This is a genomic window from Sphingomonas sp., assembly GCF_030145815.1.
Classification (GTDB): domain Bacteria; phylum Pseudomonadota; class Alphaproteobacteria; order Sphingomonadales; family Sphingomonadaceae; genus Sphingomonas.
In genome coordinates this window covers 107,009-131,991 of sequence record NZ_JAIXHL010000004.1, presented here as the reverse complement: position 1 = coordinate 131,991, position 24,983 = coordinate 107,009, and the positions used below count along the sequence as shown (strand labels likewise).

Annotated in this window: 28 protein-coding genes; 21 read left to right on the top strand and 7 right to left on the bottom strand. The window is 67.0% G+C overall.

Features of this window, described 5'->3' with window-relative positions; translation table 11 throughout:
• Window positions 1-85 precede the first annotated feature (85 nt).
• From KYX69_RS05125 to KYX69_RS05100, 6 genes are all read left to right on the top strand, one after another.
• Window positions 86-1,024, top strand: a complete 939-nt coding sequence (locus tag KYX69_RS05125; protein ID WP_300494524.1) for a D-alanine--D-alanine ligase — start codon at window positions 86-88, stop codon at window positions 1,022-1,024.
• Complete coding sequence (locus tag KYX69_RS05120; RefSeq protein ID WP_300494522.1) at window positions 1,021-1,932, top strand: cell division protein FtsQ/DivIB; 912 nt, start codon at window positions 1,021-1,023, stop codon at window positions 1,930-1,932. The genes KYX69_RS05125 and KYX69_RS05120 overlap by 4 nt, the downstream gene beginning before the upstream one ends.
• A gap of 3 nt (window positions 1,933-1,935) precedes the next feature.
• Complete coding sequence (gene ftsA, locus KYX69_RS05115; RefSeq protein WP_300494521.1) at window positions 1,936-3,198, top strand: cell division protein FtsA; 1,263 nt, start codon at window positions 1,936-1,938, stop codon at window positions 3,196-3,198.
• A gap of 113 nt (window positions 3,199-3,311) precedes the next feature.
• Window positions 3,312-4,796: a cell division protein FtsZ gene (ftsZ, locus tag KYX69_RS05110; protein ID WP_300494518.1), complete on the top strand. Its 1,485-nt coding sequence runs from the start codon at window positions 3,312-3,314 to the stop codon at window positions 4,794-4,796.
• Window positions 4,797-4,966: 170 nt separating this feature from the next.
• Window positions 4,967-6,793: an SPOR domain-containing protein gene (locus KYX69_RS05105; protein WP_300494517.1), complete on the top strand. Its 1,827-nt coding sequence runs from the start codon at window positions 4,967-4,969 to the stop codon at window positions 6,791-6,793.
• 40 nt (window positions 6,794-6,833) lie between these two features.
• Window positions 6,834-7,997, top strand: coding sequence for a deoxyguanosinetriphosphate triphosphohydrolase (locus tag KYX69_RS05100; RefSeq protein WP_300494514.1), 1,164 nt, complete (start codon window positions 6,834-6,836; stop codon window positions 7,995-7,997).
• A gap of 185 nt (window positions 7,998-8,182) precedes the next feature.
• On the opposite strand, the gene KYX69_RS05095 is transcribed toward KYX69_RS05100, so the two are convergent.
• Complete coding sequence (locus KYX69_RS05095) at window positions 8,183-8,458, bottom strand: hypothetical protein (RefSeq protein WP_300494512.1); 276 nt, start codon at window positions 8,456-8,458, stop codon at window positions 8,183-8,185.
• On the bottom strand, window positions 8,455-8,691 hold the full coding sequence (locus tag KYX69_RS05090; RefSeq protein WP_300494510.1) for a hypothetical protein: 237 nt from the start codon (window positions 8,689-8,691) through the stop codon (window positions 8,455-8,457). The genes KYX69_RS05095 and KYX69_RS05090 overlap by 4 nt, the downstream gene beginning before the upstream one ends.
• Between KYX69_RS05090 and KYX69_RS05085 the strand changes: the two genes are divergently transcribed.
• Together KYX69_RS05085 and KYX69_RS05080 are read left to right on the top strand one after the other, a co-directional pair.
• Window positions 8,690-10,135, top strand: coding sequence for a DUF1800 domain-containing protein (locus KYX69_RS05085; RefSeq protein ID WP_300494507.1), 1,446 nt, complete (start codon window positions 8,690-8,692; stop codon window positions 10,133-10,135). The genes KYX69_RS05090 and KYX69_RS05085 overlap by 2 nt on opposite strands.
• A 4-nt stretch (window positions 10,136-10,139) precedes the next feature.
• Complete coding sequence (locus KYX69_RS05080) at window positions 10,140-11,294, top strand: DUF1501 domain-containing protein (protein ID WP_300494504.1); 1,155 nt, start codon at window positions 10,140-10,142, stop codon at window positions 11,292-11,294.
• A gap of 143 nt (window positions 11,295-11,437) precedes the next feature.
• Here KYX69_RS05080 and KYX69_RS05075 read toward each other — a convergent pair whose 3' ends face one another.
• Window positions 11,438-12,247, bottom strand: a complete 810-nt coding sequence (locus KYX69_RS05075; RefSeq protein WP_300494501.1) for a class I SAM-dependent methyltransferase — start codon at window positions 12,245-12,247, stop codon at window positions 11,438-11,440.
• Between the two features lie 76 nt (window positions 12,248-12,323).
• Between KYX69_RS05075 and KYX69_RS05070 the strand changes: the two genes are divergently transcribed.
• The 10 genes from KYX69_RS05070 to tatC all read left to right on the top strand — a co-directional run bounded on the left by KYX69_RS05070 (window position 12,324) and on the right by tatC (window position 20,606).
• Window positions 12,324-12,905: a VTT domain-containing protein gene (locus KYX69_RS05070; protein WP_300494499.1), complete on the top strand. Its 582-nt coding sequence runs from the start codon at window positions 12,324-12,326 to the stop codon at window positions 12,903-12,905.
• Between the two features lie 203 nt (window positions 12,906-13,108).
• The gene (rarD, locus tag KYX69_RS05065; protein WP_300494496.1) at window positions 13,109-14,026 is read left to right on the top strand and encodes an EamA family transporter RarD; all 918 of its coding nucleotides are present in this window, start codon (window positions 13,109-13,111) and stop codon (window positions 14,024-14,026) included.
• A 56-nt stretch (window positions 14,027-14,082) separates the two neighbouring features.
• A complete protein-coding gene (argS, locus tag KYX69_RS05060; protein WP_300494494.1) occupies window positions 14,083-15,810 on the top strand; it encodes an arginine--tRNA ligase in 1,728 nt (575 codons plus the stop codon).
• Complete coding sequence (locus KYX69_RS05055; protein ID WP_300494492.1) at window positions 15,811-16,521, top strand: SPOR domain-containing protein; 711 nt, start codon at window positions 15,811-15,813, stop codon at window positions 16,519-16,521.
• A 194-nt stretch (window positions 16,522-16,715) separates the two neighbouring features.
• Window positions 16,716-17,717, top strand: coding sequence for a beta-N-acetylhexosaminidase (gene nagZ, locus KYX69_RS05050; RefSeq protein ID WP_300494491.1), 1,002 nt, complete (start codon window positions 16,716-16,718; stop codon window positions 17,715-17,717).
• Window positions 17,714-18,445 (top strand): ScpA family protein, encoded by a 732-nt coding sequence (locus KYX69_RS05045; protein WP_300494489.1) that lies wholly within the window; start codon window positions 17,714-17,716, stop codon window positions 18,443-18,445. The genes nagZ and KYX69_RS05045 overlap by 4 nt, the downstream gene beginning before the upstream one ends.
• Window positions 18,442-19,059 carry an SMC-Scp complex subunit ScpB gene (gene scpB, locus KYX69_RS05040; RefSeq protein WP_300494488.1) on the top strand — a complete coding sequence of 206 codons (618 nt, stop codon included), beginning with the start codon at window positions 18,442-18,444 and terminating at the stop codon, window positions 19,057-19,059. Before KYX69_RS05045 ends, scpB begins: the two co-directional genes overlap by 4 nt.
• Window positions 19,060-19,087: 28 nt before the next feature.
• Window positions 19,088-19,336, top strand: coding sequence for a twin-arginine translocase TatA/TatE family subunit (locus KYX69_RS05035; protein WP_300494486.1), 249 nt, complete (start codon window positions 19,088-19,090; stop codon window positions 19,334-19,336).
• A 47-nt stretch (window positions 19,337-19,383) separates the two neighbouring features.
• Complete coding sequence (gene tatB / locus KYX69_RS05030; RefSeq protein ID WP_300494484.1) at window positions 19,384-19,824, top strand: Sec-independent protein translocase protein TatB; 441 nt, start codon at window positions 19,384-19,386, stop codon at window positions 19,822-19,824.
• Window positions 19,821-20,606, top strand: coding sequence for a twin-arginine translocase subunit TatC (gene tatC, locus KYX69_RS05025; RefSeq protein WP_300494482.1), 786 nt, complete (start codon window positions 19,821-19,823; stop codon window positions 20,604-20,606). The genes tatB and tatC overlap by 4 nt, the downstream gene beginning before the upstream one ends.
• 13 nt (window positions 20,607-20,619) lie before the next feature.
• Here tatC and KYX69_RS05020 read toward each other — a convergent pair whose 3' ends face one another.
• The 3 genes from KYX69_RS05020 to KYX69_RS05010 all read right to left on the bottom strand — a co-directional run bounded on the left by KYX69_RS05020 (window position 20,620) and on the right by KYX69_RS05010 (window position 22,993).
• Window positions 20,620-20,754, bottom strand: a complete 135-nt coding sequence (locus KYX69_RS05020; RefSeq protein ID WP_300494479.1) for an entericidin A/B family lipoprotein — start codon at window positions 20,752-20,754, stop codon at window positions 20,620-20,622.
• 302 nt (window positions 20,755-21,056) lie between these two features.
• The gene (locus KYX69_RS05015; protein ID WP_300494477.1) at window positions 21,057-22,628 is read right to left on the bottom strand and encodes a histidine kinase dimerization/phosphoacceptor domain -containing protein; all 1,572 of its coding nucleotides are present in this window, start codon (window positions 22,626-22,628) and stop codon (window positions 21,057-21,059) included.
• Window positions 22,629-22,639: 11 nt separating this feature from the next.
• On the bottom strand, window positions 22,640-22,993 hold the full coding sequence (locus tag KYX69_RS05010; RefSeq protein WP_300494474.1) for a NepR family anti-sigma factor: 354 nt from the start codon (window positions 22,991-22,993) through the stop codon (window positions 22,640-22,642).
• Window positions 22,994-23,057: 64 nt separating this feature from the next.
• Between KYX69_RS05010 and KYX69_RS05005 the strand changes: the two genes are divergently transcribed.
• From KYX69_RS05005 to KYX69_RS04995, 3 genes are all read left to right on the top strand, one after another.
• Window positions 23,058-23,864 (top strand): response regulator, encoded by an 807-nt coding sequence (locus KYX69_RS05005; protein ID WP_300494471.1) that lies wholly within the window; start codon window positions 23,058-23,060, stop codon window positions 23,862-23,864.
• 49 nt (window positions 23,865-23,913) lie between these two features.
• Window positions 23,914-24,051 carry a hypothetical protein gene (locus KYX69_RS05000; RefSeq protein ID WP_300494468.1) on the top strand — a complete coding sequence of 46 codons (138 nt, stop codon included), beginning with the start codon at window positions 23,914-23,916 and terminating at the stop codon, window positions 24,049-24,051.
• Window positions 24,052-24,130: 79 nt separating this feature from the next.
• Entirely contained in the window at window positions 24,131-24,745 is a 615-nt protein-coding gene (locus tag KYX69_RS04995; RefSeq protein ID WP_300494467.1) for a sigma-70 family RNA polymerase sigma factor, read from the top strand.
• Window positions 24,746-24,753: 8 nt separating this feature from the next.
• Here KYX69_RS04995 and KYX69_RS04990 read toward each other — a convergent pair whose 3' ends face one another.
• Window positions 24,754-24,954, bottom strand: coding sequence for a hypothetical protein (locus KYX69_RS04990; protein ID WP_300494464.1), 201 nt, complete (start codon window positions 24,952-24,954; stop codon window positions 24,754-24,756).
• Window positions 24,955-24,983: the final 29 nt, after the last annotated feature.

Below are 24,983 nucleotides of genomic sequence, written 5' to 3'. Positions count from 1 at the left end.
GGCGCAGGCCGGGGCCGCCAAGTTTTGAAGTTCAAGCACCGCCACAGGGCGGCCCCGGCCTGCGCCGGGGCGACGGAGATTTTGCGTGAGCGTTACCCCCCTCCACGTCGCGGTCCTGATGGGTGGCTGGTCGGCCGAGCGGCCGGTGTCGCTGATGTCGGGTGCGGGAATATCCGAGGCGCTGGAGTCGCTCGGCCACACCGTCACGCGGATCGACATGGATCGCGATGTTGCGGCGAAGCTGGCGGCGGCGAAGCCCGATGTCGTGTTCAATGCGCTGCACGGGACCCCCGGCGAGGACGGGACAGTGCAGGGGATGCTCGACCTGATGGGGCTGCGTTATACCCATAGCGGCATGGTCACATCGGTGATCGCGATCGACAAGGTGCTGACCAAGCAGGCGCTGGTGCCGCATGGCATTCCGATGCCGGGTGGGGCGATCGTCTCGACCGCGTCGCTGTATGAAGCCGATCCGATGCCGCGGCCCTATGTGCTCAAGCCCGTCAATGAGGGGTCGTCGGTCGGCGTGGCGATCGTCACGACTGAGGGGAATTATGGCAACCCAATCTCCCCCGAGGCGAAGGGGCCGTGGCAGGAGTTCGACGACTTGCTCGCCGAGCCGTTCATTCGCGGGCGCGAGCTGACCACGGCGGTGCTGGGCGACACGGCGTTGCTGGTAACCGAGTTGCGGCCCAAGAGCGGGTTCTACGATTTCGACGCCAAATACACCGATGGCATGACCGACCATATCTGTCCGGCGGAGATTCCCGACGAGATTACGGAGGCGTGCAAGCGGCTGGCGCTCGAGGCGCATCGCCTGCTCGGGTGCAAGGGTGCGTCGCGGTCGGATTTCCGCTGGGATGACACCCAGGGGCTGGACGGGCTGTTCCTGCTCGAGGTCAACACCCAGCCGGGGATGACGCCGCTGAGCCTGGTGCCGGAACAGGCCAAGGCACTGGGGATGAGCTATCCTCAGCTGGTGCAGGCGATCGTGGACGAGGCAATGAAGGACGGGGCCGGATGAGCCGCAAGCCCGCCACCAAGCGCCCCACGGTCAAGCCCAAGCGCCGCGCGCAATCGAAGCGCAAGCAGCCGCATCTGCTCGACCGGATGGTCGCGGCGATGCCGGTGAGCGAGGCGACGCTGCACCGGATCATCGCGTGGAGCATCACCGGGATCGCGGTCGCGTCGCTGATCGGCGTGGCGACGCTGTTCGGTGTGCCGGGGGCGGTCGGGACGGCGCTGGCCGAAGGCGTGGGGCAGGCGGGCTTTCGCGTGCAGCAGGTCGAGGTGACCGGGATCAAGCGCGCCGACAAGATGACGGTGTATAACTACGCGCTGGACGAGAAGAGCCGCGCGATGCCGCTGGTCGATCTGGACGAGGTGCGCGGGCGGTTGATGACGATCGGCTGGGTCGCCGATGCGCGCGTGTCGCGTCGCCTGCCCGATACTTTGGTGGTCGATATCGTCGAGCGCAAGGCGGCGGCGGTGTGGCAGCATCAGGGGCAACTCATGCTGATCGATGCCGAGGGCGTGCTGCTGGAGCCGGTATCGGCGGACGCGATGCCCGACCTGCCGCTGGTGATCGGCGACGGCGCCTATGCGCAGCAGCCGGCGTACCAGCGGCTGCTGGCGGCGGCACCCGCGCTGCGCCCGCTGGTCAAGGCGGCGACGTGGATCGGCAATCGCCGCTGGGACTTGAGCTTCAACACCGGCGAACGACTGGCGCTGCCCGAGGGGGAAGAGGCGGCGGCCAAGGCTTTGGTCAAATTCGCCGAGCTGGATGGGGCGGACCGGTTGCTGGGGCGCGGCTATCTGCGCTTCGACCTGCGCGATCCGACGCGGCTGGTGGTGCGGATGCCGGGGCAGGTGGTCCGTAAAGAGATTGAATCGGCGGCAGAAACTGCCAGTGTGAATGTGCAGGGGGAATAAGACATGGCCAAGACCGCGCCCGAAGGACTGATTACCGCACTCGACATCGGATCGTCGAAGGTGTCGGCGCTGATCGCGCAGAAGGGCGATGGCGGCGAACTGGTCGTGCTCGGCACTGGCCAGCGCGAGAGCCGGGGCGTGCAGCGCGGCTATATCGCCGACATGGCCGCGACCGAAGTCGCGGTGCGCGAGGCGGTCGAGCTTGCCGAGCGGATCGCGGGCACGAACATCGAGGATGTCTGGGTCAGCTTCTCCGCCGGGGGGCTGGAGTCCAATATCCTGCGGCTCGAGGTCGATCTGGGCGGGCATCGCGTCGAACAGTCGGACATCGACGATCTGCTGCGCGCGGGGCGTGAGGCGATCAATCCGGGTGGGCGGATGGTTCTGCATGCCCAGCCGACGCGCTACACGCTCGATGGCCTCGCTGGCGTCAAGCAGCCGCGCGGGCTGCATGCCGAGCGGCTGGGTGTCGATATCCATGTCGTGTCGACCGAGGGTGCGCCGGTGCGCAACCTGGACCTGTGCGTCCGGTCGGCGCATCTGGAGGTGCGGTCGATCATCGCCGCCCCCGTCGCCACGGGGCTTGCCTGCCTGTCCGAGGAAGAGCGCGAGCTGGGCGTGGCTTTGGTCGAGATCGGCGCGGGCGTCACCAATGTCTCGGTCTACAAGGATGGCGTGCTCACCGGGCTGTCGTCGATCCAGCAAGGGTCGGCGGATATCACCGACGACATTGCCAGCGCGTTCGGGACGCGGCGCGGGCAGGCCGAGCGGATGAAGTGCTTTTATGGCAGCGCCAACATGACGCCGCGCGACAATCACGACATGATCGACATCGCGCCCGCGAGCCTGGAGGAAGAGGGCGAGGGCGCGCGGATCACGCGGGCACAGCTGATCGCGGTCATCCGCCTGCGGCTCGACCGGTTGATGGCGGAAATCGCCAAGGAGCTGACGCGCCTCAATTTCGAGGATCCGGTGGGGCGGCAGATCGTGCTGACGGGCGGCGGCGCCGAGCTGAAGGGCGTAGCGGATTATGCGCAGCAGGCGCTGGGCCGGTCGGTCCGCGTTGGGCGTCCGCGCGGCCTGAGCGCTCTGCCCGAGGCGCATGCGGGGCCGGCGTTCGCGACGCTGGCGGGGCTGGCGACATTCGCGGCAGCCGATCCCGTTGACCTGCGCACGCTGGAGCCGTCGCGCGGGCAATTGGTCGTGCGGAGCAATCCGAAAGCGATGATCCAGCGGATGATGGCGGCTTTTCGGGCCAATTATTGACATTTCCTGTGGGCGATCGGCGGATAACGCTGGAATGGCCCCCGGCGATGGTGCAGAAACAGCGTTACAAACAGGTGTTGCTTGGGGTGCGCGCCTGAGGAGATACACAGACGATGAGCATCGACTTCCTTCCGCCCGACCTGGATGAACTGACGCCGCGCATCACGGTGATCGGAGTCGGCGGCGCGGGCGGCAACGCGATCGCGAACATGATCCGCGCCGAAGTGCAGGGCGTCGAGTTCCTGGTCGCCAACACCGACGCGCAGGCGCTGAAGCAGTCGAGCGCTGGCCAGCGCATCCAGCTGGGTGCGAAGATCACGCAAGGTCTGGGCGCAGGCAGCCGGCCGGAGATCGGCCGCGCCGCCGCCGAAGAAACCATCGAAATGGTGCAGGAAGCGCTGAAGGGAGCGCATATGTGCTTCATCGCGGCCGGCATGGGCGGCGGCACCGGCACCGGTGCGGCTCCGGTGATCGCCAAGGCAGCGCGCGACATGGGCATCCTGACCGTCGGCGTCGTGACCAAGCCGTTCGCGTTCGAAGGCAAGAAGCGCGCAATGTCGGCGGAAGCGGGCATCGAGGAGCTGCAGAAGTTCGTCGATACGCTGATCGTCATCCCCAACCAGAACCTGTTCCTGGTCGCCAACGCCAACACGACGTTCAAGGAAGCGTTCGAGATGGCGGACGAGGTGCTGCAGCAGGGCGTGCGCGGCATCACCGACCTGATGGTCATGCCGGGCCTGATCAACCTCGACTTTGCCGACGTCCGCGCCGTGATGAGCGAGATGGGCAAGGCGATGATGGGCACCGGCGAGTCGAGCGGCGACAACCGCGCGATTGAGGCGGCGCAGCAGGCGATCGCCAACCCGCTGCTCGACGGCGTGTCGCTGGATGGTGCCAAGGGTGTCATCGTGTCGATCACCGGCGGCGAGGACATGCGCCTGCTCGAAGTCGACGAAGCCGCGAACCATATCCGCGAGCTGGTCGACGACAATGCCAACATCATCTGGGGTTCGGCGTTCAACCCCGACCTGGAAGGCAAGATCCGCGTGTCGGTCGTCGCCACCGGCATCGAGGCGGATGCGTCGGCCAAGCCGGCGGCCCCGGCTGCGCCCGAGGCGAGCCGCAGCTTCTCGTTCGGCACCGTGCGTCGCCCGCTGGGCGCTGCCGCCCCGGCTGCGGAAGCGCCCGTCGCAGCTGCACCCGAACCGCAGCCCGAGCCGGTCGCGCAGGTTGCGCCCGAGCCGGAAGCGCCCGCTCCGGCACCGGTCGCGGCGGATGAGGACGAATTCACGCTGGAAGCACCTGCTGCGCTGCCCGCCGACGATGCGGACGAGCTGGTGCTCGGCTCCGACGCAGTGGTGCCCGAAGCGCCTGCCGCGCAGGAACCGCCGCGCGAGCCGACGATCCGTCGCCGCTGGCTGACCGGCGGCGATGACGAGGAGGTTGTGGCTCCGGCCCCAGCCCCGGTCGAAGCGCCGAAGAAGACCGGCGGCACGCTGTTCGAGCGGATGGCGGCGGCGCGCAACGGGTCGAAGGATGACGACGACAAGGATCCGCTGGACATCCCGCGCTTCCTTAACCGCCAGAACAATCAGTAATCGGAAACGGGGCCCGGCGCGTCTGGCGTGCGGGCCCCGGCATCCTGTCGCGACCATGCCCCGGCCTGTCTCCGGCGCATCGCACCGACAGCTGATGTTCAGACCACGGATGGTGTAGCCTGCGGACTCCCATGACACGCGCAGCCCGATCCAGCCGCATTTCCTTGCTTTTGAGCGCCGCGCTGGTCGCTATCGCCCCGGGGGTTGCGCCGCGTGCTGCCGCGCAGGAAGTTGCGCCGCCGCCCACGCCCAATGCCGACCGGCTGGCGGAGCAGATGCGCATCCTCGCCACCGATCCGCGCAATGTGCCAGCGCTGCTCGCTGCGGGCGAGTTGAGCGCACGGCTCAACGATCCGGCGGCGGCGGCGGGCTTTTTCGCGCGGGCTCAGGCGCTGGCACCCGGCAATCCGCGCGTTGCCGCTGGGCAGGCGATGGTGATGGTGCGGTCCGAGCGGCCGGGCGAGGCGCTGCGGCTGTTCGCACTGGCCGAGCGTGGCGGCGTGGCGATGACACCTTATGCTTCCGACCGCGCGCTTGCCTATGATCTGATCGGCGCGCAGGCGCATGCCCAGCTTGAGCATCGCATCGCGATGGCGCAGGGCGGCGATGACGAGACCGCGCGCCGCTATGCCTATTCGCTGGGGATCAGCGGGCGCACCGATGAGGCGATGAAGATCCTCGATCCGCTGCTGCGCCGGAGCGACCGCGCGGCGTGGCGGGCCCGGGCGTTCATTCTGGCGATGAATGGCGATGCTGCCGGGGCTGACCGGATTGCAGCGAGCATGATGGGTGGCGTGGGCACCGCGCTGGCGCCGTTCTTTCGGCGTCTGCCGGCGCTCGCCCCCGCCGACAAGGCGTTTGCGGTCCATTTCGGCGAGCTGCGGCGGACTCCGTCGCGCATCGCCGATGCGCAGGTTGCGCCGCCTCTTCCCACGATTGCGCCGGTGCAGGTTGCGGCTGCGCCGCCACCGCCGCCGCCACCGCGCGCTGCGGGTTCGGAATTTGCGTCGATCAGTCCCGAACGGCGCATGAGCGCGCGCGAACGGCGGGCGCAGGAAGCGGCGGCTGCGCGCCAGGCTGCGGCGGATGCCGAGGCGAAGCGGATCGCCGATGCGCGCGCGGCGCAGGAGGCCGAGACCCGGCGACAGGCCGAGGCCGCGCGCCTCGCCGAACAGCAGCGGCTGGAGATGGAGCGCGTCGCCGCGGCGCAGCGTCAGGCCGAAGCGCAGCGGCTCGCTGACGCAGAGCGTGCGGCTCAGGCGCAGCGCGAGGCGGACGCCCGGGCTGCGCAGGAGCGCGCGACGCGTGAAGCCGAGGCGCGGCGTGCTGCCGAAGCTGCGACGGCGTCTGCGGCTGCTCCGCCGCCAGCGGCGACGCCGGTTGAAGTCGCGCGTTCGCCTGAACCTGCGCCCGAGGTTGCGCCTCAGCCCAAGCCCCGCGTCGGGGGCGAGGACAATGTCATCGCGCGGATCATGGCGGGGATCACGATTCCAGCGTCGGAGCTGGGCGTCGATCCGCTGCCCGGGCGTGAGGCCGAGCCGACACCCGCGCCGGAACCACAACCGGCAGCAGCCCCGGCCGTGGCAGCCAGCAAGCCCAAGCCTGAGACTGTGGCGAAGCCAGCGGCTGCGGCCAAGGTGGACCCCAAGGCAAAGGCGGATCCCAAGCCGAAGGCAAAGACCGACCCCAAGGCCAAGCCCAAGGTTGATCCCGCCAAGGCCGAGCCCGCGCGCCACTGGGTGCAGGTTGCTGGCGGCGCCGACGTGAAGGCGCTGCCCAAAGCGTGGAAGGCGGCGGTGGCCGAGGCGCCCGCAGAGTTCCGCGGCAAACAGGCATGGACGACGCCGCTGCGCTTCACCAACCGCTTGCTCGCCGGGCCGTTCAAGACGCCGGCGGCGGCGCAGGACTTCGTCAACGCGATCAAGAAAAAGGGCGTTTCGGCCTTTGCCTGGACCAGCGAGGCGGGACAGAAGATCGAGAAGCTCGACGTCAAATGATCTATGCGGCGGCGATGCCGATTCGTGTGACCAGCTTTCGATGACCCTTGCCCGCTATGCCAGCGATCCCGCGCGCAGCCGTGGGCGGTTCCACGACGAGGGGCAGGGGACCGCGCGCGGGCCGCGCGATGCGTTTCAGCGCGACCGCGACCGCATCGTGCATTCGATCAGCTTTCGCCGCCTGCGCCACAAGACGCAGGTGTTCATGGCACCCGATGGCGACCATTTCCGCGTCCGGCTGACCCACAGCCTGGAGGTGGCGCAGATCGGACGGACGGTGGCGCGGACGCTGGGGCTGAACGAGGATCTGACCGAGGCCCTGTGCCTGGCGCACGATATCGGCCACCCGCCGTTCGGCCATGCCGGTGAGCGCGCGCTGGAAGAGGCGCTGAGCGGGCAGGGCGGGTTCGACCATAATGGCAACACGCTGCGTGCGCTGATGGTGGTCGATTGCCCCTATCCCGGATGGGACGGGCTGAACCTGAGCTGGGAGACGCTGGAGGGGCTGGCCAAGCATAATGGGCCGGTGACCGCGCCGGGCTGGGCGTTGGCGGCGGCGGATGCGGCGTTTCCGCTGGAGCTGACGCAGCACAGCTCGCTGGAGGCGCAGGTCGCGGCGATTGCCGACGACATCGCCTATGACAATCACGATATCGACGATGGCTTGCGCGCTGGGCTGCTCACGCTCGATCAGCTGCTGGCAGTGCCGCTGGTCGCGCGCGGATGGGATGCGGTGCGCGCGCGGTTCCCCGATGCTTCCGAGAAGCGGCTGCTGCGCGAACTGGTGCGTGCGCAGATTGGGGTGATGGTCAACGACCTGCTGGACGAGACGCGGCGGCGGATTGCCGAGACGGGCATCGAGACGGCCGAGGATGTGCGCGCGGCGGGGCGGGCGCTGTGCGGCTTTTCCGACGCGATGCGCGAGGAGGAGCGGGCGCTCAAGCGCTTCATGTACGCCAATCTCTATCACCATCCGCACCAGCTGGCGGCGGCGGAGATGGCGCATGGCGTGATCGCGGGGCTGTATGCGGCCTATGCGGCGGACCCGGCGCTGATGCCGGAGGCATGGCATGAAACGCTGCCCGGTGAAGAGCCGTGGCGCAGTCGGCATATCGCGGACTTCATCGCGGGGATGACCGACCGCTACGCGATCTCGCGGTATCGCGAAGTGGTTGGGGCGATCGAATTGCCGGAGGGGTTTTGAGTTTTGCAATTCCTCCCCTGCCGCGCAGGGGAGGTGGCAGCACGCAGTGCTGACGGAGGGGTCGCCGTCGTCAGACGGCGGAATTTTGCCGAGATGTTTACGGCTGTCTGCGCAGCCGCCCCTCCACCACCGCCTTTGGCGGTGGTCCCCCTCCCCTGAGCAAGCTCAGGGGAGGAATTGGACGCTTAGCGCGCAGCCGTCTGGACGGCGGGTGCCAGCGGCTTGGCGATGCGGAACGACACCGGGGTGCCGCCGACGCGGCCGGTGACCTGCTTGCCGCGGACGACGAGCGTGTAGGCCGAGCCGCCGGGGAATGCCTTGCCTTCGAGCACGGTGGCGTCGCCATCCTGCTTGCTGGTGTAGACATAGGTGACGCCGTCACGCTTGAAGCTGCGCTCACCGGCATAGGCGGCGACGGGCAGGCTGAGGAGGACGGCGGCGCTGATGAAGGTCTTGATCACGATCTTTCTCCCTTGAAGATTTGAAGGGCCAGATCGGCATCCAATATTGTTCTGTTCTTGCGCCCATTGATATGCTGCGGCGCAGCAATGCCAAGCGCGAAGGGTGCAAGCGCGATTGCATGCCACGCATCGGGGACAAAGTGACGCGCGGATGCGACGAACCGCGCGGCTGGCACAGATTTGCGACAAAGCGGGCGTAGCGTTCGATGGTCACTCTTCGGGATATTGCCCATGTCGGACGCGAGCATTGCCCTTAACCGGTTCGGATTAGGCGGAAAGGCGGATGCGCCCGCACCCGCGGAGCCGCGCCGCGCGCTGATCGACCAGATGGCGCGGTTCGATGCGCGGCCCGGGGCGATTGCGGTGCTGCCCGCCACGCCGGTCATCGCCGCCGCAGTCGCGGATTATCTGGAAGAGCTGCGCATGGTGCAGCGTGAGTTGCGGCAGGAGCGCCGCGCGGGCGACGCGATGCCGGATGGTGATGCTGCCGATCCGGCGCGACAGGTGCGTCAGGCCAATCGGCAGCAGGGGCGCGACTTCTACATGACCGCCGCTGGCGCGCGTGCGCAGGCGGCGGTGGCGAGCGACACGCCGTTCGTCGAGCGGCTGGTGCATTTTTGGTCGAACCATTTTGCCGTGTCGGCGGACAAGCAGACCATGGTGGGACTGGCCGGGGCGTTCGAGTTCGACGCGATCCGGCCGCATGTGCTGGGCAAGTTTCGCGACATGCTCCACGCGGTCGAGCGGCATCCGGCGATGCTGCTCTATCTGGATCAGGCGCAGTCGGTCGGGCCGGGGAGCGTTGCGGGGCAGGCGGCCGCGCGGCGCGGCGGGCCGCAGCGGGTGGGCCTCAACGAGAATCTGGCGCGCGAGATATTGGAGCTGCACACGCTGGGCGTACGCACCGGCTATACGCAGGCGGACGTGACCGAATTTGCCCGCGCGATGACCGGTTGGAGCGTTGCGGGAATCACGCGCGGTCCGGCGGCGCGCTTTGCCGGGCTGGAGGGCAAGCCGGGCAGTTTTGTCTTTGCCGGGCGTATCCATGAGCCGGGGACGCGCACGATCCTCGGCAAAAGCTATACCCAGCAGGGTGAGCGGCAGGCGGCGGCGGTGCTCGACGACCTGGCCGTGCATCCGGCGACGGCGAAGCATATCGCGGTGAAGCTGGCGCGGCATTTTGCGGGGGACGAACCGCCCGCGTCGCTGGTTGGCAAGCTGGAGGCGGCGTTCCTGAAATCGGGCGGCGACCTGCCGACCGTCTATCGCGTGCTGATCGAGGCGCCTGAGACGTGGGTCGCGCAGCCGGTCAAGTTCCGCACGCCATGGGAATGGTCGATCGCGGCGATGCGCGCGCTCGGCACGCGCGAAATTCCGGGCGAGGCAGTGCTGGGGCTGATGAACCAGCTGGGTCAGCCGGTGTGGCGACCGGGCTCTCCGGCGGGCTTCGACGATATTGCGGCGAGCTGGGCCGGGCCGGATGCGGTGATGCGTCGGGTCGAGGCGGCGGAGCGGATGGCGGCGCGTACCCGCGACACGATCGATGCGCGCGCGCGGGCGGCTGTGCTGTTCCCCGGTGCGCTGAGTGCGACGACGCAGCAATCCATCGCGCGCGCCGAGAGCGCGTCCCAGGGCGTCGCGCTGATGCTCGTCGCCCCCGAATTCATGCGGAGATAATGTGATGATCAACCGCCGCAATCTTGTTCTGACCGGCGCTGCGGGTGCGCTGTCGCTGGGCTTTGCGCCCCGCCTTGCCTTTGCGCAGGCGGCGAGCGACCGCCGGTTCGTGTTCATTATTCAGCGCGGTGCCGCCGATGGGCTGGGTACGCTCGCGCCGGTCGGCGATCCGGCCTTTGCCGCGCAGCGCGGGGTGCTGGCGCAGGACTTCGCCGATGCGGCGAAGCTGGATGCGATGTTCGCGCTGCATCCCAATCTCAAGAACGTCGCGCAGATGGTTGCGGCGAAAGAGGCGCTGTTCGTTCACGCGGTTGCCTCGCCCTATCGCGACCGATCGCATTTCGATGCGCAGAATGTGCTCGAGACGGGCGGGAACGCGGCGTATCAGCTCAAGGACGGGTGGATGAACCGCCTGCTCGCCGTGCTGCCCGGTGACGAACGCAAGGGAATCGCGATCGCGGCGACGATCCCGATGGCGTTGCGCGGGCGGGTCGAGGTTGCGTCCTATGCGCCGTCGGTTCTGCCCGATGCGTCGGACGACCTGCTCGGGCGCGTCGCGACGCTCTATGCCGAAGACTCGCAGCTGCACGCGATCTGGCAACAGGCGACGGCGACGCGGACGCTGACCGGCGATCTGGCGGCGAATAACGGGCGCAATGCCGCCGCGACAGGTGCGCTGGCGGCGCGGCTGCTGGCGGCGGAGAATGGCGCGCGGATCGCGATGATCGAGACCGGCGGCTGGGACACCCATGCCGGGCAGCGCGGGCGACTGGGGGCGCAGTTGAATGGCCTCGACCAGATGATTGCGGCGCTGAAGACAGGCCTCGGGCCGCTGTGGGGCAAGACGATGGTGCTGGTCGCGACCGAGTTCGGGCGGACGGTAAAGGTCAATGGCACGCAGGGCACCGATCACGGCACCGGATCGGTCGCGTGGCTGCTGGGCGGCGCGGTGCAGGGCGGGCGCGTCGTCGCCGACTGGCCGGGGCTGAGCGATGCGGCGCTGTATGAAGGGCGCGATCTGCGTCCGACGGCGGGGCTGGATGCAGTGATCGGCAGCGCCGTGGCGACGCATTTCGGGGTCGATCCGGCGCGGGCGATGCCGGCGCTGTTTCCCGGGCAGAAGAGTGCGCGGATGCTGGACGGGCTGGTGCGGGTTTAACGCCGCTATCGTCACCCCCGCGAAAGCGGGGGGCCATCTCCCGGACTGTCCATTTGCCGCGCGGGTGCGGTGTGCCGATCCTGTCGGAGATGGGCCCCCGCTTTCGCGGGGGTGACGGACAGTAGGTCGTCGATGCCGACGTTCTACTTCGCCTTCCGCGCGATCCCCACCAACGCGGTCGAGCTGATCCCCTCAGGAGGCAGGTCGGCGGCGAGGGCGGCGGCTTCTTCGGCGAAGGCGGTGCGCTGGGCGTCGTCGAGCATTTTCCAGACCGGCGACCAGCCATAAGCGAGCTTGGCATGTTCCCGGAACCAGTCCGCCGGTGGTGCGGGCCAGGTGTAAGTGACGCGGTGCACCGCTTCGGGACGCAAGCAGGCTTCGACGAACGCTGCGTCGAGCAACTCGGGACTGTTGAACAGGCGCGCCATCGGGAGCGGCACGGGCTGGTCGGGGAAGAGGCGCTGGGCCGCCTGCGCGAAAAGCTGTGCCGGGCCGGCGCCGCCGGCATTCTCCCAGACTGCGACGACCGCAAGTCCGTCGGAGCGCAGCACGCGCGCCATTTCGGCGAACCCGGCTGCGGGGTCGGGGAACATGAACACGCCGAAGATCGAGAAGGCGGCGTCGAAGCTGTCGGGGGGGAAGTCGAGCTGCTGGCCATCCATGACCAGGGCGCGCTGGCCTGGTGTGATTTCGGCGGCGCGGGCCTGAGCGATCTCGATCATGCCCGGGGAGAAGTCGATGCCGATGGCGTCCGCACGGTCGCGCAGCGCCGAAACCAGCAATGCGCCCGCTCCGGTCGCGACGTCTAGCACGCGTGCGCCGGGGGGCAGTGCGGCCAGCTCCCACGCAGCTTGCGCATAGCGCCCGGTCATGCGGTCGGCTTCGGCGGCATAGTTGGTGGAGACCGAATCCCAATGGGCGGGATCGTGGATCGCGGGGGCTTTGGAGGGCATGACATTCCCATAATGATATAATGTTACATGCGTCAAGTGCTTGCGTGGTGTGCCATTTGATCGCACCGACCATGATATGGGTTATGTCACGCTGTTTCTGCTCGCCTTCGGAGTCAATCTGCTGCCCGCCTTCGGGCCGCCGACCTGGTCGATCATCGTGCTGTACGGAATCAACGGCGATCAGCCGCTCTGGGCGCTGGTGCTGATCGGCGCGCTGGGCGCAGCGCTGGGGCGGTTGCTGCTGGCGGTCGGGGCGCGGCATTTCGGGAAATGGCTACCGCAGCGGATGCAGAGCAACATCGCAGCGGCACGGGTTGCGGTGGAGCGGCGCAAGCATAATGTGCTGATCCTGCTGGCGCTGTTCGTCATCTCCCCACTGCCATCGGCACAGCTGTTCATGGCGGTGGGGCTGGCGCGGGTGCCGCTGCTGGGCTTTACCGCCGCCTTTTTCACCGGGCGGCTGTTTACCTACGCCTTTTACGGCTGGACCGCGCGCAAGGTGCGCGAGACCGATATCGGCGAAGTGATGTTCGCCAATCTGACGAGTCCGTGGGGGATCGCGTTGCAGGTGGTGATGCTGGGCGTGCTGGTGGCGCTGGTGAGCATCGATTGGGCGCGGTGGTTGAAGGTCGATCGCGAGGATGCGCCCAAGGACTGAAGCGCGGGCGTTCGAGTTTTTTCAGCAAAGCTGAACGGCACCGGCCCGCTCCCCCACCCGACCACCCATAGAATGCACTGTCGTTGGGTGGCCGGGTGGGGGAGCGGGCCGGTGCCGCCTGAATAAACCGGCTCTAGTCCCGAAACGAAAACTTTCAGATACTTGCCTTTCCGCAGCGCAGCACAGCGCCTATCTCGGCCCGCATGGCCCGGTCCGATCCGCCCCCAGCGCCCGAGCGCCTCGACCGCGCCGGGCTGGTGCAGGGCTTTGCCGCCTATGGCATCTGGGGCGTGCTGCCGCTGTTCTTTTTTGCGCTAAAAGGGGTCGGTGCGGGCGAAGTGGTCGCTGGGCGGGTGCTGTGGTCGCTCGGGCTGCTTGCCATCGTCATTCTGGCGCTCGGGCGGACCTCCGCGATCATGGCAGCGCTGCGCAGCCGGCGGGCGATGCTGTTGCTGAGCGCCAGCGCCGCGCTGATTTCGGCCAACTGGCTGGTCTATATCTGGGCGGTGCATCACGGGCATGTGCTGGAGGGGAGCCTTGGCTATTTCCTCAACCCGCTGGTCAATGTGCTTCTGGGCGTGGTGCTGCTGCGCGAGAAGCTTGGGCGGGCGCAGACCGTGGCAGTCGCACTGGCGGGACTTGGGGTTGCGGTGCTGGCCTTTGGTGCGGGGCAGGGGATCTGGATCAGCCTGACACTGGCGTTTTCGTTCGGTTTTTACGGGCTGGTGCGCAAGGTTGCCCCGGTCGGGGCGCTGGAGGGGCTGACGCTGGAGACCGCGATCCTCGCCCCGTTCGGGCTTGGCTATCTCTATTGGCTGTCGACCCATGGCGGGCTGGAGTTCGGCAATGAGACGCTGGCGACGACGTTGCTGGTGCTGTCGGGTGTGGTGACGGCGGTGCCGCTATTGCTGTTCGCCGGAGCGGCGCGGCGCTTGCCCTATTCGACGCTGGGGTTGTTGCAGTATCTCGCGCCGACGATGCAGTTCGTGCTGGCGATCACCTATTTCGGAGAGCGCGTGACGACCGCGCATCTGATCTGTTTCGCGCTGATCTGGACCGGCCTTGCGATCTACGCCGCCGACGGACTGCTGGCCGCGCGTCGGCGCCGCGTCACCGCGTGACGAACGCCCCCGGGTGCGCTAGAGCGCCTGGCTTCGGAAAACCATTGGACCCGCCCATGACGCTCTATACCCGTTTCGCTGCCCATCTCGACGCCGCGCTGGATGCCCTGGTCGCGTCCGGCGATCTGCCGGCGGGGCTGGAGCGACGCGCGGTGACGGTGGAGCCGCCGCGTGACGTGACGCATGGCGACCTCGCCACCAACGCCGCGATGGTGCTGGCCAAGCCCGCGGGCACCAATCCACGCGCGCTGGCCGAGAAGATCGCGGCGGAGCTGGAAAAGCTGGACGAGGTGTCCGGCGTGTCGGTCGCCGGGCCGGGCTTCATCAACATGAGCCTGACCGATGCGACCTGGCGCGGCGAGCTGGCCGCGATCACGGAGGCGGGCGACGCCTATGGCCGGTCGCAGGGCGGCGCGGGCGTGACGGTGAACATCGAATATGTCTCCGCCAACCCGACCGGGCCGATGCATATGGGCCATTGCCGCGGCGCGGTGGTGGGCGACGCGCTTGCCAGCCTGCTCGAAGCGGTCGGGCACAAGGTGATCCGCGAATATTATGTCAACGACGCGGGTGGGCAGGTCGATGTCCTCGCACGCTCGGCGCACCTGCGCTACCGCGAGGCGCTGGGCGAGACGATCGAGATCCCCGAGGGGCTGTATCCGGGTGACTATCTGAAGCCGGTCGGTGAGCGGCTGGCGGCCAAGCATGGCGATGCGTTTGTCGGCGCGGACGAGAGCGCATGGCTGGCGCTGTTCCGTAAGGAAGCGGTGGCCGACATGCTGGTGATGATCCGCAACGACCTGGCGCTGCTCGGCATCCATCACGACCTGTTCTCGTCCGAGGCGGAGTTGCAGGCGGCGGGCAAGCCCGAAGAGGCCGAGGCGTGGCTGCGCGCGCATGACCTGGTCTATGACGGCGTGCTCGAAGCGCCCAAGGGCGAGACGCCGGAAGATTGGGAACCGGTCGAGCTGCCGCTGTTCCGATCGACCAAGTTCGGCGACGATCAGGATCGCCCGATCAAGAAGTCGAACGGCGCCTGGACCTATTTCGGCGCGGACATGGCCTATCATTTCCAGAAGGCGCAGTCGGCGGATCAGCTGATCGACATCTGGGGCGCGGACCATGCCGGGACGGTCAAGCGGATCACCGCCGCCGTCGCCGCGCTGACCGGCGGCAAGACGCGGTTCGACGTCAAGCTGGTGCAGATGGTGCGCCTGCTGCGCGCGGGCGAGCCGGTGAAGATGTCCAAGCGTTCGGGCAATTTCGTCACGCTGGCGGATGTCGTGCAGGAAGTGGGCAAGGACGTGGTCCGCTTCACCATGCTGACCCGCAAGGCCGATGCGCAGATGGATTTCGACTTCGCCAAGGTGGTCGAGGCGTCGAAGGACAACCCGGTTTTCTATGTCCAATATGCCCATGCGCGGGTCAAATCGCTGCATCGGCGCGCGGCGGATGCCGGGCTGGACCTGTCGGGTGACGCTGACCTGTCCCTGCTTGATACACGCGAACTGGCGCTGGTGAAGCTCGCCGCACAGTATCCGCGCGTGGTCGAGGGGGCGGCGGCGGCGCGCGAGCCGCATCGGATTGCCTTTTATCTCTCTGACTTGGCCGCCGAATTCCATGCCTGGTGGAATATGGGCAATGACGATCCGTCGCGCCGCTTCATCCTGCCCGACAATGTGCCGCTGACCCGCGCGCGCCTTTCCCTTGCCGACGCAATCGGGCAGGTTATTCGTAACGGTCTCAACATCATGGGGGTCGAGGCGGTTCAGGAGCTGAGCTGAATGAACGCAGGCGAGGATTATAATGACGACCGGCTGCCGTGGCTGGAGACGGTCGAGGATGATTACCGCGAGGGGCCGTCGGTCCTGCGCATCATCCTGCTGGTGCTGGTCGGGCTGGCGATCATTGCTGCCGCCGCCTTTGGCTGGTGGTGGTATCAGCGCACGGTGACGGGGGAAGGCACCGGCGCGCTGATCAACGCGCAGGAAGGCGATTACAAGGTCAAGCCCGACGAACCGGGCGGGATGAAGGTCGAGGGCGAAGGCGATACCGTCTTTGCCGCGAGCGAGGGTGCGACCACCAACGGGTCGGTCGATGTCTCGGCGGTGCCCGAGACGCCAGTGGACGGCAAGGCTGCACCCAAGGCGAGCCCAACCCCGGTCAAGGGTGCGAGCCGCGTCGTTGCGCCGATCCCGACGGGTTCGGTGCCCAAGGCCGCCGCGCCGACCCAGGCCGCGCCGGGGCCGTCGGCGGGCAGCGCGACGATCCAGCTCGGCTCCTTCCCGACCGAAGCCGAGGCGAACGCCGCCTGGGCGCGGCTGTCGAAGCGCTTTTCCTACTTGGCCCCGCTGGGCAAGGGGATCGCCAAGGCGGATGTGAACGGCAAGACCTTCTACCGGCTGCGGGTCAATGCGGGCAGCAATGGGCAGGCGCGTGAGTTGTGCGGCAAGCTGAAGGCTGCTGGCGAGGCGTGTTTCCTGGCTGGGGGATGACCTAATTCCTCCCCAGAGCTTGCTCAGGGGAGGGGGACCGCCCGCGAAGCGGGTGGTGGAGGGAGCCCGAGGCAAAGGATTCCGGTGCCTCGGGCCCCCTCCGTCAGCGCTGCGCGCTGCCACCTCCCCGTTCCGGGGAGGATTTTTTGGGTTCGCCTCTGGAAACTTGGCTGCTCCCCTGTTCTAACCGCGCCATGAAGCCTGTCATTTTCGGCCTGTCCGGCCCTGTCCTTACCGCCGACGAAGCTGCGTTCTTCCGCGACGCGGACCCGCTTGGTTACATCCTGTTCGGGCGCAACTGCGTCGATCGGGCGCAGATGCGCGCGCTGACCGACAGTCTGCGCGACCTGTCGGGGCGCGACGATGTGCCGATTCTGATCGATCAGGAGGGCGGGCGCGTCGCGCGGATGCAGCCGCCCGAATGGCCGGCCTTTCCTGCCGGGCCTGCGTTCGATGCACTCTACGAGGTTGCGCCGTCTTCGGCGATCGAGGCGGCGCGGGCGAATGGGCAGGCGCTGGGCCTGATGCTGGCCGAGGTCGGGGTCAATGTGAACTGCGCGCCGCTGCTCGACGTGCGCATGCCGGAGACGACCCCGGCGGTAGGTGGGCGGACGTTTGGCAGCGAGCCGATGCGGGTGGCGGCGCTGGGTCGCGCGATGCTCGACGGGATGGCGAAGGGCGGTGTGGTTGGCGTGGTCAAGCATATGCCGGGGCACGGGCGCGGGGTGGTGGACAGCCATTACGAGCTGCCGGTGGTCGACGCGGATGACGCGGCGCTGGAGCGCGATATCGAACCGTTCCGGACGCTCAAGGACGCGCCGATGGCGATGACGTGCCATGTCGTGTTCAAGGCATGGGATGCGGACAATCCCGCGACACTCTCGCCGACCGTGATCCGCGACGTGATCCGGGGGCGGATTGGGTTCGACGGGCTGTTGATGACCGATGACATCGACATGAAGGCGTTGACCGGAACGGCGGGCGAGAAGGCGGCGCAGGCGATTGCGGCAGGGTGCGATGTCGCGCTCGATTGCTGGGCGCGGATGGGCGAGATGGAGGAGATTGTCGGGCGGCTCGGCGATGCGCCGCCGGTGACGCTGGCGCGGCTGCAGCGGGCGATGGCGAGCGTGCGGCCTGAGGCGGGGGAGATGGATGCGCTGATCGCCAAGCGCGAGGAGCTGCTCGCGCTGGCATGACCGACCCCGCGCCCCTCACCATTGACATCGACGGCTGGGAAGGGCCGCTCGACCTGTTGCTGGCGCTGGCGCGGAGCCAGAAGGTCGATCTGCGCCAGCTGTCTATTTTGCAGCTGGTCGATCAATATCTCACCTATGTGAACGAGGCGCGCGAGCTTAAGCTGGAGCTGGCCGCCGATTATCTCGTGATGGCGGCGTGGCTGGCTTATCTCAAATCGGCGCTGTTGCTGCCGCGCGACCCGGAGATCGAGCCGAGCCCGGAGGAGATGGCGCTGCGGCTGCAATTGCGGCTGGAGCGGCTGAGCGCGATGCGTGAGGCGGGGGCGCGGCTGGTGGCGCGCGACCGGCTGGGGCGTGACGTGTTCACGCGCGGCGCGCCGGAAGGGCTGAAGACCGTGCGCAAATCGCGCTGGCAGGCCGAAATCTATGACCTGATTGCCGCTTATGGCCAGATCAGCGCGCGCACGCGGCCGGTGATGCATATCGTCGCGGTGCGGCCGGTGATGACACTGGAGGATGCAATCCACCGCGTGTCCGAGCTGATCGGGCAGCGCATCGACTGGAGCACGATCGAGAGTTTCCTGCCCGAGGATGCCAGCGGGTCCTACCGCAAGTCGGCGCTGGCCAGCTCATTCGTCGCGGCGCTGGAGCTGGCCAAGCAGGGGCGGGTGGAGATCCGCCAGAAATCGCCATTCGCGCCGCTCTATCTGCGGGGGATCGAGGCATGACGCCGCCCGATGAAGCTTTGGTTGATGAAGTTGGGCGCGCGGTGGAGGCAGTGCTGTTCGCGGCGGAGCAGCCGCTGACGCTGGCGGACTTGCGCGCCTATGTCGGGGATGAGGCCGACATCGCGGCGGCGCTGGCCGCGCTGACCGACCATTATGCCGGGCGTGGGGTCGAACTGGTCGAGCGCGGCGGGCGCTGGCATTTCCAGACCGCGCCGGACCTCGCCAATTTCCTGCGCCGCGATCGCGAGGACAGTCGCAAGCTGAGCCGTGCCGGGATCGAGACGCTGGCGATCATCGCTTATCACGAGCCGGTAACGCGCGCGGAGATCGAGGCGATTCGGGGCGTCCAGATCAGCAAGGGCACGCTCGACGTGCTGATGGAGGCGGGGTGGATCCGCCCGGCGGGGCGGCGCGAGGTGCCAGGGCGGCCGCTGATGTACGCGACCACGCCCGAATTCCTCAGCCATTTCGGGCTGGCGAGCCGCCGTGACCTGCCCGGAATCGACGATCTGCGCGCCGCCGGGCTGCTCGATCCGGTCGATCTTGCCTTTGAGGCGGCACATTCGGAAGCCGGTGGCCCGGAAGCGGTGGAAACTGCCGACGAAGACGACTAGATAGCCGGGGAATCAACGGAGAGTTCCGATGGGTAGCATGAGTCTGATGCACTGGCTGATCGTCGGTGTTCTCGTAATCCTTCTGTTCGGCGGCAGCCGCTTCTCGAACATGATGGGCGACGTCGCCAAGGGCATCAAGCAGTTCAAAAAGGGCATGGCCGAGGACGATGAGGCCCCCGCCAAGCCGGCGGAGATCGAGGCGAAGCGGGTCGTCGATCCGCAGCCCCAGGCCCAGAACACTGCGGCTGAAGCGCGTCCGGCGCAGGACGAGCGCTGAGTTTTCCGCTGCGGCGCTGTGCCGCAGCCTTGCGGGTCGGCTGATCGATGCTCGATTTCAACGCACCCGAATTTCTGGTGGTGGGCATCGTCGCCCTGCTGGTGATCGGGCCGAAGGATTTGCCAAAGGCACTGCGCTTTGTCGGCCAATGGGTCGGCAAGGCGCGCCGCGTGGCGAACCAGTTCCGCAGCGGGCTCGACACGATGATCCGCGAGTCGGAACTCGCCGAGATGGAAAAGAAATGGGCCGAGGAAAATGCGCGGATCATGCGCGAACATCCGCCCGAAAAGATGCTGCCGGCCCCGGTCTATGACCCGAACCCACATGGCGCAGTGCCGGCGGACGTGTCGGACCCCGTCGAGAATGCGGCACCAGTGATGGTCGAGCCGCCCGCGCTGAAGCCCGACCCGGTCGAGGCGGTGGCTGAAAGTCCGGCCGCGCCCGCCCGCAAGCCGCGCGCGCCGCGCAAGAAGAAGGCGGAGTCGTGAGCGACACCGACGAACTCGCCAATACGGAAGCGCCGCTGCTCGACCATCTGATCGAGCTGCGGCGGCGGCTGATCTATTGCGTCCTGGCGCTGGTCGTGACCTTTGCGGGGTGTTTCTATTTCGCCAAGCCGATCTTCGGGTTTCTGGTGCATCCGCTGGCCGCAGCGGGGCAGGACCGGTTGATCTTCACGCAGATTTTCGAGGCGTTCCTGGTCCAGATCAAGGTCGGGTTCTTCGGCGCGCTGATGCTGTCCTTCCCGATCATCGCCAACCAGCTGTGGCAGTTTGTCGCGCCGGGGCTGTATCGCAAGGAGAAGCGCGCACTGCTGCCGTTCCTGCTGGCGACCCCGGTGCTGTTCTGCTCCGGCGCGGCGATGGCCTATTATTTTGCGATCCCCGTCGCGCTCAACTTCCTGCTCGGGCTGGAGGGCGATCTGGGCGGTGGGGTGAAGCAGGAGGCGTTGCCTGCGGTCGGCAATTATCTCGACTTCGTGATGCAATTCATCTTCGCGTTCGGCATCTCGTTCCTGTTGCCGGTGCTGCTGATGCTGCTCGAACGGGCGGGGATCGTGACGTATGAACAGCTGAAGGGCGCTTGGCGTTATGCGGTGGTCGCGGCGTTTGCGATCGCGGCGGTGCTGACCCCACCGGATATCGGGTCGCAGCTGCTGCTGGCCGGGCCGTTATGTGGGCTCTATTTCCTGTCACTGATCGCGATCAAGATCACGCACCGGAGCCGCGAAAAGGCAGCGGCGGCCGAAGCCGCCGCAGGTGAGGGATAAGGAAAGCTTCGGCTTACTTGGCGTCTTCGGCGGTCTTCGCGACGGTGTCGCCGGCCGACGATACGTCACGACCCAGACCTTCGACCGTGTTGCACGCCGACAGGGCAAGACCGCCCACCAGCATCGCCATCGTCAACATCTTACGCATTACGCTTCTCCGTTGCAGCATCTGTGCGGGGGAGAAATGCCCGGCGCGTGAGTTCGTTCCGCGAGGGATATCAATGCGCTGGGGATGTCGCTGAGACGAATAAGGCCCGGAAGCGTCACCGGGGGGGGAGGGGTTGACGCTTCCGGGCCTGTGTCGTGGATAGCGAGAGCGGGGGGGCAAAAGGTCACTATCCGAAGTAAAAAACACCCAACCCGATCCGGGGTTCCAGCAAAGATCATTTTTTTCGATTTTTTTTCGTAGGACCGCCGCGACCGAAACGGCGCAGGGATCAGGTGACGCGATCAGGTCCGGCCGGTGATCGCAATCACGAGTTCGAACGCGCCGATCAGCGGATCATGATGGAGTTGTGACCGCAGCTGGCGCACCAGCCCACCGATCACGCGGCCATAGCGATGCTGATACAGCGCCGTGAATTCCGGTGTTTCGGTCAGTGCCGGTGAGCTGATCCGCAGCGTCGTACTGTCGGGCTTTGCCGGGTCGGTCTGGGTCGAGATGTTGATCTGAGCTCCGGGTGACGCAAGCATCGCCAGCTCGACGATCTCGGTGATCAGAAACGAGACCGCGACTGCCGCGTCCTGCGACACCAGCAGCGGTTCGATATTCAACATGATGCCGACCGCGTTGCGCTCCGGCGCGGTCGCGCGGATGTTCGACGCGAGTTCGCCGATCACCGACCGGATCTCGATCCCGCGCGTATCCTCGAACCCGGCATAATGGTGACGGTGGACGACCGCGAGCGCATCGACGCGGCGCTGGATCGAGGCATAGGCTTCGAGCGCGCCCGGCTCGGCGGCGACGCGGGCGTGGAAGTTGATCAGGCTGGCGATGACTTGGAGGTTGTTCTTGACCCGGTGATGCACTTCGCGCGTCAGCTTGGTCTGGCGCGACAAGCCTTCCGCGAGATCGCGTTCGTGCAGCTGCACGGTCTGGCTCAGTTGCCGGAAGGTGTCGCCGAGCGCGCGGATTTCCTGCGCCGGAATGTCGCTGCCGGTGACGGGATCGATCACCTCGCCGGGCTGATAAGCGCCGACCGTGGTGCGCAGGCGACGCAATGGGCGGATCAGCAGGCGGTCGACCACGAACCAGGCAATTGCGGCGGCAAGGAACCACATCAGGAACGGCGACAGCGCCGCGACAATCGCCGAGGACGTGACCGGCGCGCTCGGCACCGTCATCTGCAGTTGCAGATCCTCGATATCCAGATCCACGGTCTGGCTTTCGGTGCGTGCCAGCAACGTCTGCGCCTTGAAGTCGCGGAGCACCAGCGCGCGGTCGGCGCTGATCAGCTCCATCCCGAAATCGTCCGCCATGCCGGTCGGCTCGGCGGACCGCGCAAGAAAGCTGGTCGGGAAAAACGCCCGCGCGATATGCCCGGCCGGCCCCTCGACCTCGATCTGCGCGCCGGTTCCCGGCAGCAGGCGGATCGGCGGGGTTGTATCGGAGGCGGCGGGCGAAACGACGGAGGGAATGGGTTGGCCGCAGATCAGGCGCTTTTGCGGGTCGAGCACGACGTAGCGGATGCCCTGGGCCGCCTGCGGCTCGAACAGCCCTGCCAGTCGGCCGCAATTGGGTGCCTGGTCCGGTCCGGTAGGCAGGGCGCCGCGGACCTCGCGCAGTTCCCAGGCCAGTTCGCCGCGGAGCGAGCGGGCAGCTTCGTTGATGGCGATGCGCAAGCGCGCGCGCACCTCCTGATCGGCAATCCGCGTCGATTGCAGCGAGGCAAGGAAGGCAATGAGCGCCAGCGGCAGCAATGCGGCGCTGAGAATCAAAAAGACCTTGGCGCCGGTCGGCATGCGGGCGAAGGCGACCATGGGGCCGGCGCCGTTCTGGCGCTTCAGCTCATCGACCGCCATGCGCGCGCAGTTCAGTCGAGCTTGCGGAGCAAGTCGAGCAGATCGTCGGGAATGTCTTCACCTGCCGCATCCTGATAGACGCGCCGCAGCGCATCGCCGATGTTGCGATCGGATTGCGGTGCCGCGCCGCGCTTTTGCGGCGGTTGGTCCGTGCCGTTTGGCGGCGTTACCTTGTTTTTGTCGTCGGCCGGAAACACCTCGTCCCCCTGATTGCCCGGGATACGGGCGGATGCACAAAATTTACGACGGCTGCAAGCCATCGGCCATACGATGCAGGATCGAACAGCGGGGATGAAACCAATCCGAAGCTCGTTTGTTCCACACGCGATGCGAAATCCGGGGAGGGGCTTCCTTTGGATCAGCATACGCCTTGAAATGCACTGATACCGTAGCCAAACAGCGGGTATCGCCGAAGGAGAATATGTTCCCATGTCGCTAGGACAGCAGCTCGCGCCTCATCTGCCTTTTCTGCGCCGCTATGGCCGCGCGCTTACCGGCAGTCAGACCGAGGGCGATCGTTATGTGCGCGCCACGCTTGAGGCGATCGTCGCCGCGCCGGAGGAATTTCCGCGCAGCGTCGATCCGCGGCTGGGGCTGTATCGCACCTTTCAGGCGATCTGGGGGTCGACCCATCTCGATGCCGACCGCGATCCGGGCGATGTCGGACTGTCCAGCGAGAATGAGGCGATCGCCCGGGCGCGGCTCGCGCGGCTTGCGCCGCGTTCGCGCCAGGCGCTGCTGCTGACGGCGATGGAGGGCTTTACCAGCGAAGATGCGGCCTATCTGCTCGACGAATCCGCCGATGCGGTCGAGGATCTGGTGTCGCATGCGCTGTCGGAGATCGAGCGCCAGACCCGCGCGCGCGTGCTGATCATCGAAGATGAGCCGCTGATCGCCATGGATCTGGAAACGATTGTCCGCGATCAGGGCCATGATGTGACCGGCGTTGCGGTTACCCGCGACGAGGCGGTGGCGCTGGCGATGGAGGACCGCCCAGGGCTGGTGCTCGCCGATATTCAGCTGGCGGACGACAGTTCGGGCATCGACGCGGTGAAGGACATCCTGGCGCAGTTCGATGTGCCGGTGATCTTCATCACGGCATTCCCGGAGCGGCTGCTGACCGGTGAGCGGCCCGAGCCGACGTTCCTGATCACCAAGCCGTTCCAGCGTTCGACGGTGAAGGCAGCGATCAGCCAGGCGCTGTTCTTCGATCAGGCGACCGTTCCGGCGACCTGAAAGTTCCATTTCTTACGGACCTAAAACGGTTCTGGGGGGTTGTTGGGTCATGGCTGACCAAAACGACCCCCTGCATATCGAGACGGATCGCGTGCGCGCCGGGGCAACCCCGCACATGACCCGTTACATCCTCGCCATCTCGCTGACACTGGTCATCGTGATCTTTGCGATCTACCTGCTGATCTGATGGATCGGCTTGGTGGACGTGCGCGGCAAGCCTATCTCCTGTGGTGCGGCAGAATGCTGCGCAAGACGAACGGACTTTAATGAGCGACACTGACGAATATACGCCCGTGGAGCATGTTGCGCTCTCTGATCCCGAGTTCAAGAAGCAGCTTGCGCTTGTGATTCCGCATCTGCGCGCGTTCGGACGGTCGCTGTCAGGTAGCCGCGATCTTGCCGACGATCTGGTGCAGGAGACGCTGATGAAGGCATGGGCCGCGCGTCAGCGGTTTCAGGCCGGGACCAATATGCGCGCCTGGACCTTCATCATTCTGCGCAACCTGTATCTCAGTCAGATGCGGCGCGCCCGGTTCAAGGGTGAGTGGGACGATCTGGTCGCCGACCGCATCCTCGCCGCGCCCGCCAGCCAGGATCGCCACGTCGAACTCGCAGACATGCAGCGCGCGCTGTTGCATTTGCCGCAGCCGCAGCGCGAGGCGCTGATCCTGGTCGGGGCAGGCGGCTTTGCCTATGAGGAAGCCGCCGAGATTTGTGGCGTGGCGGTCGGCACGATCAAGAGCCGCGTTGCGCGTGGTCGGGTGGCGCTCGAAGCGCTGATGAACGGCGGGGAGCTTCCGTCGCGTGCCGACAGCGTCAGCGACGGCCGCAGCGCGCTCGACACGATCATGGATGAGGTCGACGAACTCAGCCGCGAATAATCGCGCGGTCAGCCGTGGCTGTCGCGTCCGCCGGAGCGATCGACCATGCTGAGCTGGCTCAGCAGGTCGCGCATCTCATCGGGCAGGTCGCGGTCATCGGCATAGGTGTCGCGCAGCACGAAACCGATCGCATCGGTGACGCGTGGCGCTTCGACCCAATAGCCGCTATCGCGTTGCCCTGCGGGCGATCGAGGTGCGTTGGAACCCATGCGATACAGAACGTCTCTTTCTGCAATTT

Coding starts and splice junctions, on each gene's coding strand:
- KYX69_RS05120 (WP_300494522.1), top strand. CDS start 1,021: ATGAGCCGCAAGCCCGCCACCAAGCGCCCCACGGTCAAGCCCAAGCGC.
- ftsA (WP_300494521.1), top strand. CDS start 1,936: ATGGCCAAGACCGCGCCCGAAGGACTGATTACCGCACTCGACATCGGA.
- ftsZ (WP_300494518.1), top strand. CDS start 3,312: ATGAGCATCGACTTCCTTCCGCCCGACCTGGATGAACTGACGCCGCGC.
- KYX69_RS05100 (WP_300494514.1), top strand. CDS start 6,834: ATGACCCTTGCCCGCTATGCCAGCGATCCCGCGCGCAGCCGTGGGCGG.
- KYX69_RS05085 (WP_300494507.1), top strand. CDS start 8,690: ATGTCGGACGCGAGCATTGCCCTTAACCGGTTCGGATTAGGCGGAAAG.
- KYX69_RS05090 (WP_300494510.1), bottom strand. CDS start 8,691: ATGGGCAATATCCCGAAGAGTGACCATCGAACGCTACGCCCGCTTTGT.
- KYX69_RS05080 (WP_300494504.1), top strand. CDS start 10,140: ATGATCAACCGCCGCAATCTTGTTCTGACCGGCGCTGCGGGTGCGCTG.
- KYX69_RS05075 (WP_300494501.1), bottom strand. CDS start 12,247: ATGCCCTCCAAAGCCCCCGCGATCCACGATCCCGCCCATTGGGATTCG.
- KYX69_RS05070 (WP_300494499.1), top strand. CDS start 12,324: ATGGGTTATGTCACGCTGTTTCTGCTCGCCTTCGGAGTCAATCTGCTG.
- rarD (WP_300494496.1), top strand. CDS start 13,109: ATGGCCCGGTCCGATCCGCCCCCAGCGCCCGAGCGCCTCGACCGCGCC.
- argS (WP_300494494.1), top strand. CDS start 14,083: ATGACGCTCTATACCCGTTTCGCTGCCCATCTCGACGCCGCGCTGGAT.
- KYX69_RS05055 (WP_300494492.1), top strand. CDS start 15,811: ATGAACGCAGGCGAGGATTATAATGACGACCGGCTGCCGTGGCTGGAG.
- nagZ (WP_300494491.1), top strand. CDS start 16,716: ATGAAGCCTGTCATTTTCGGCCTGTCCGGCCCTGTCCTTACCGCCGAC.
- KYX69_RS05045 (WP_300494489.1), top strand. CDS start 17,714: ATGACCGACCCCGCGCCCCTCACCATTGACATCGACGGCTGGGAAGGG.
- scpB (WP_300494488.1), top strand. CDS start 18,442: ATGACGCCGCCCGATGAAGCTTTGGTTGATGAAGTTGGGCGCGCGGTG.
- KYX69_RS05035 (WP_300494486.1), top strand. CDS start 19,088: ATGGGTAGCATGAGTCTGATGCACTGGCTGATCGTCGGTGTTCTCGTA.
- tatB (WP_300494484.1), top strand. CDS start 19,384: ATGCTCGATTTCAACGCACCCGAATTTCTGGTGGTGGGCATCGTCGCC.
- KYX69_RS05020 (WP_300494479.1), bottom strand. CDS start 20,754: ATGCGTAAGATGTTGACGATGGCGATGCTGGTGGGCGGTCTTGCCCTG.
- KYX69_RS05015 (WP_300494477.1), bottom strand. CDS start 22,628: ATGGCGGTCGATGAGCTGAAGCGCCAGAACGGCGCCGGCCCCATGGTC.
- KYX69_RS05010 (WP_300494474.1), bottom strand. CDS start 22,993: ATGCTGATCCAAAGGAAGCCCCTCCCCGGATTTCGCATCGCGTGTGGA.
- KYX69_RS05005 (WP_300494471.1), top strand. CDS start 23,058: ATGTCGCTAGGACAGCAGCTCGCGCCTCATCTGCCTTTTCTGCGCCGC.
- KYX69_RS05000 (WP_300494468.1), top strand. CDS start 23,914: ATGGCTGACCAAAACGACCCCCTGCATATCGAGACGGATCGCGTGCGC.
- KYX69_RS04995 (WP_300494467.1), top strand. CDS start 24,131: ATGAGCGACACTGACGAATATACGCCCGTGGAGCATGTTGCGCTCTCT.
- KYX69_RS04990 (WP_300494464.1), bottom strand. CDS start 24,954: ATGGGTTCCAACGCACCTCGATCGCCCGCAGGGCAACGCGATAGCGGC.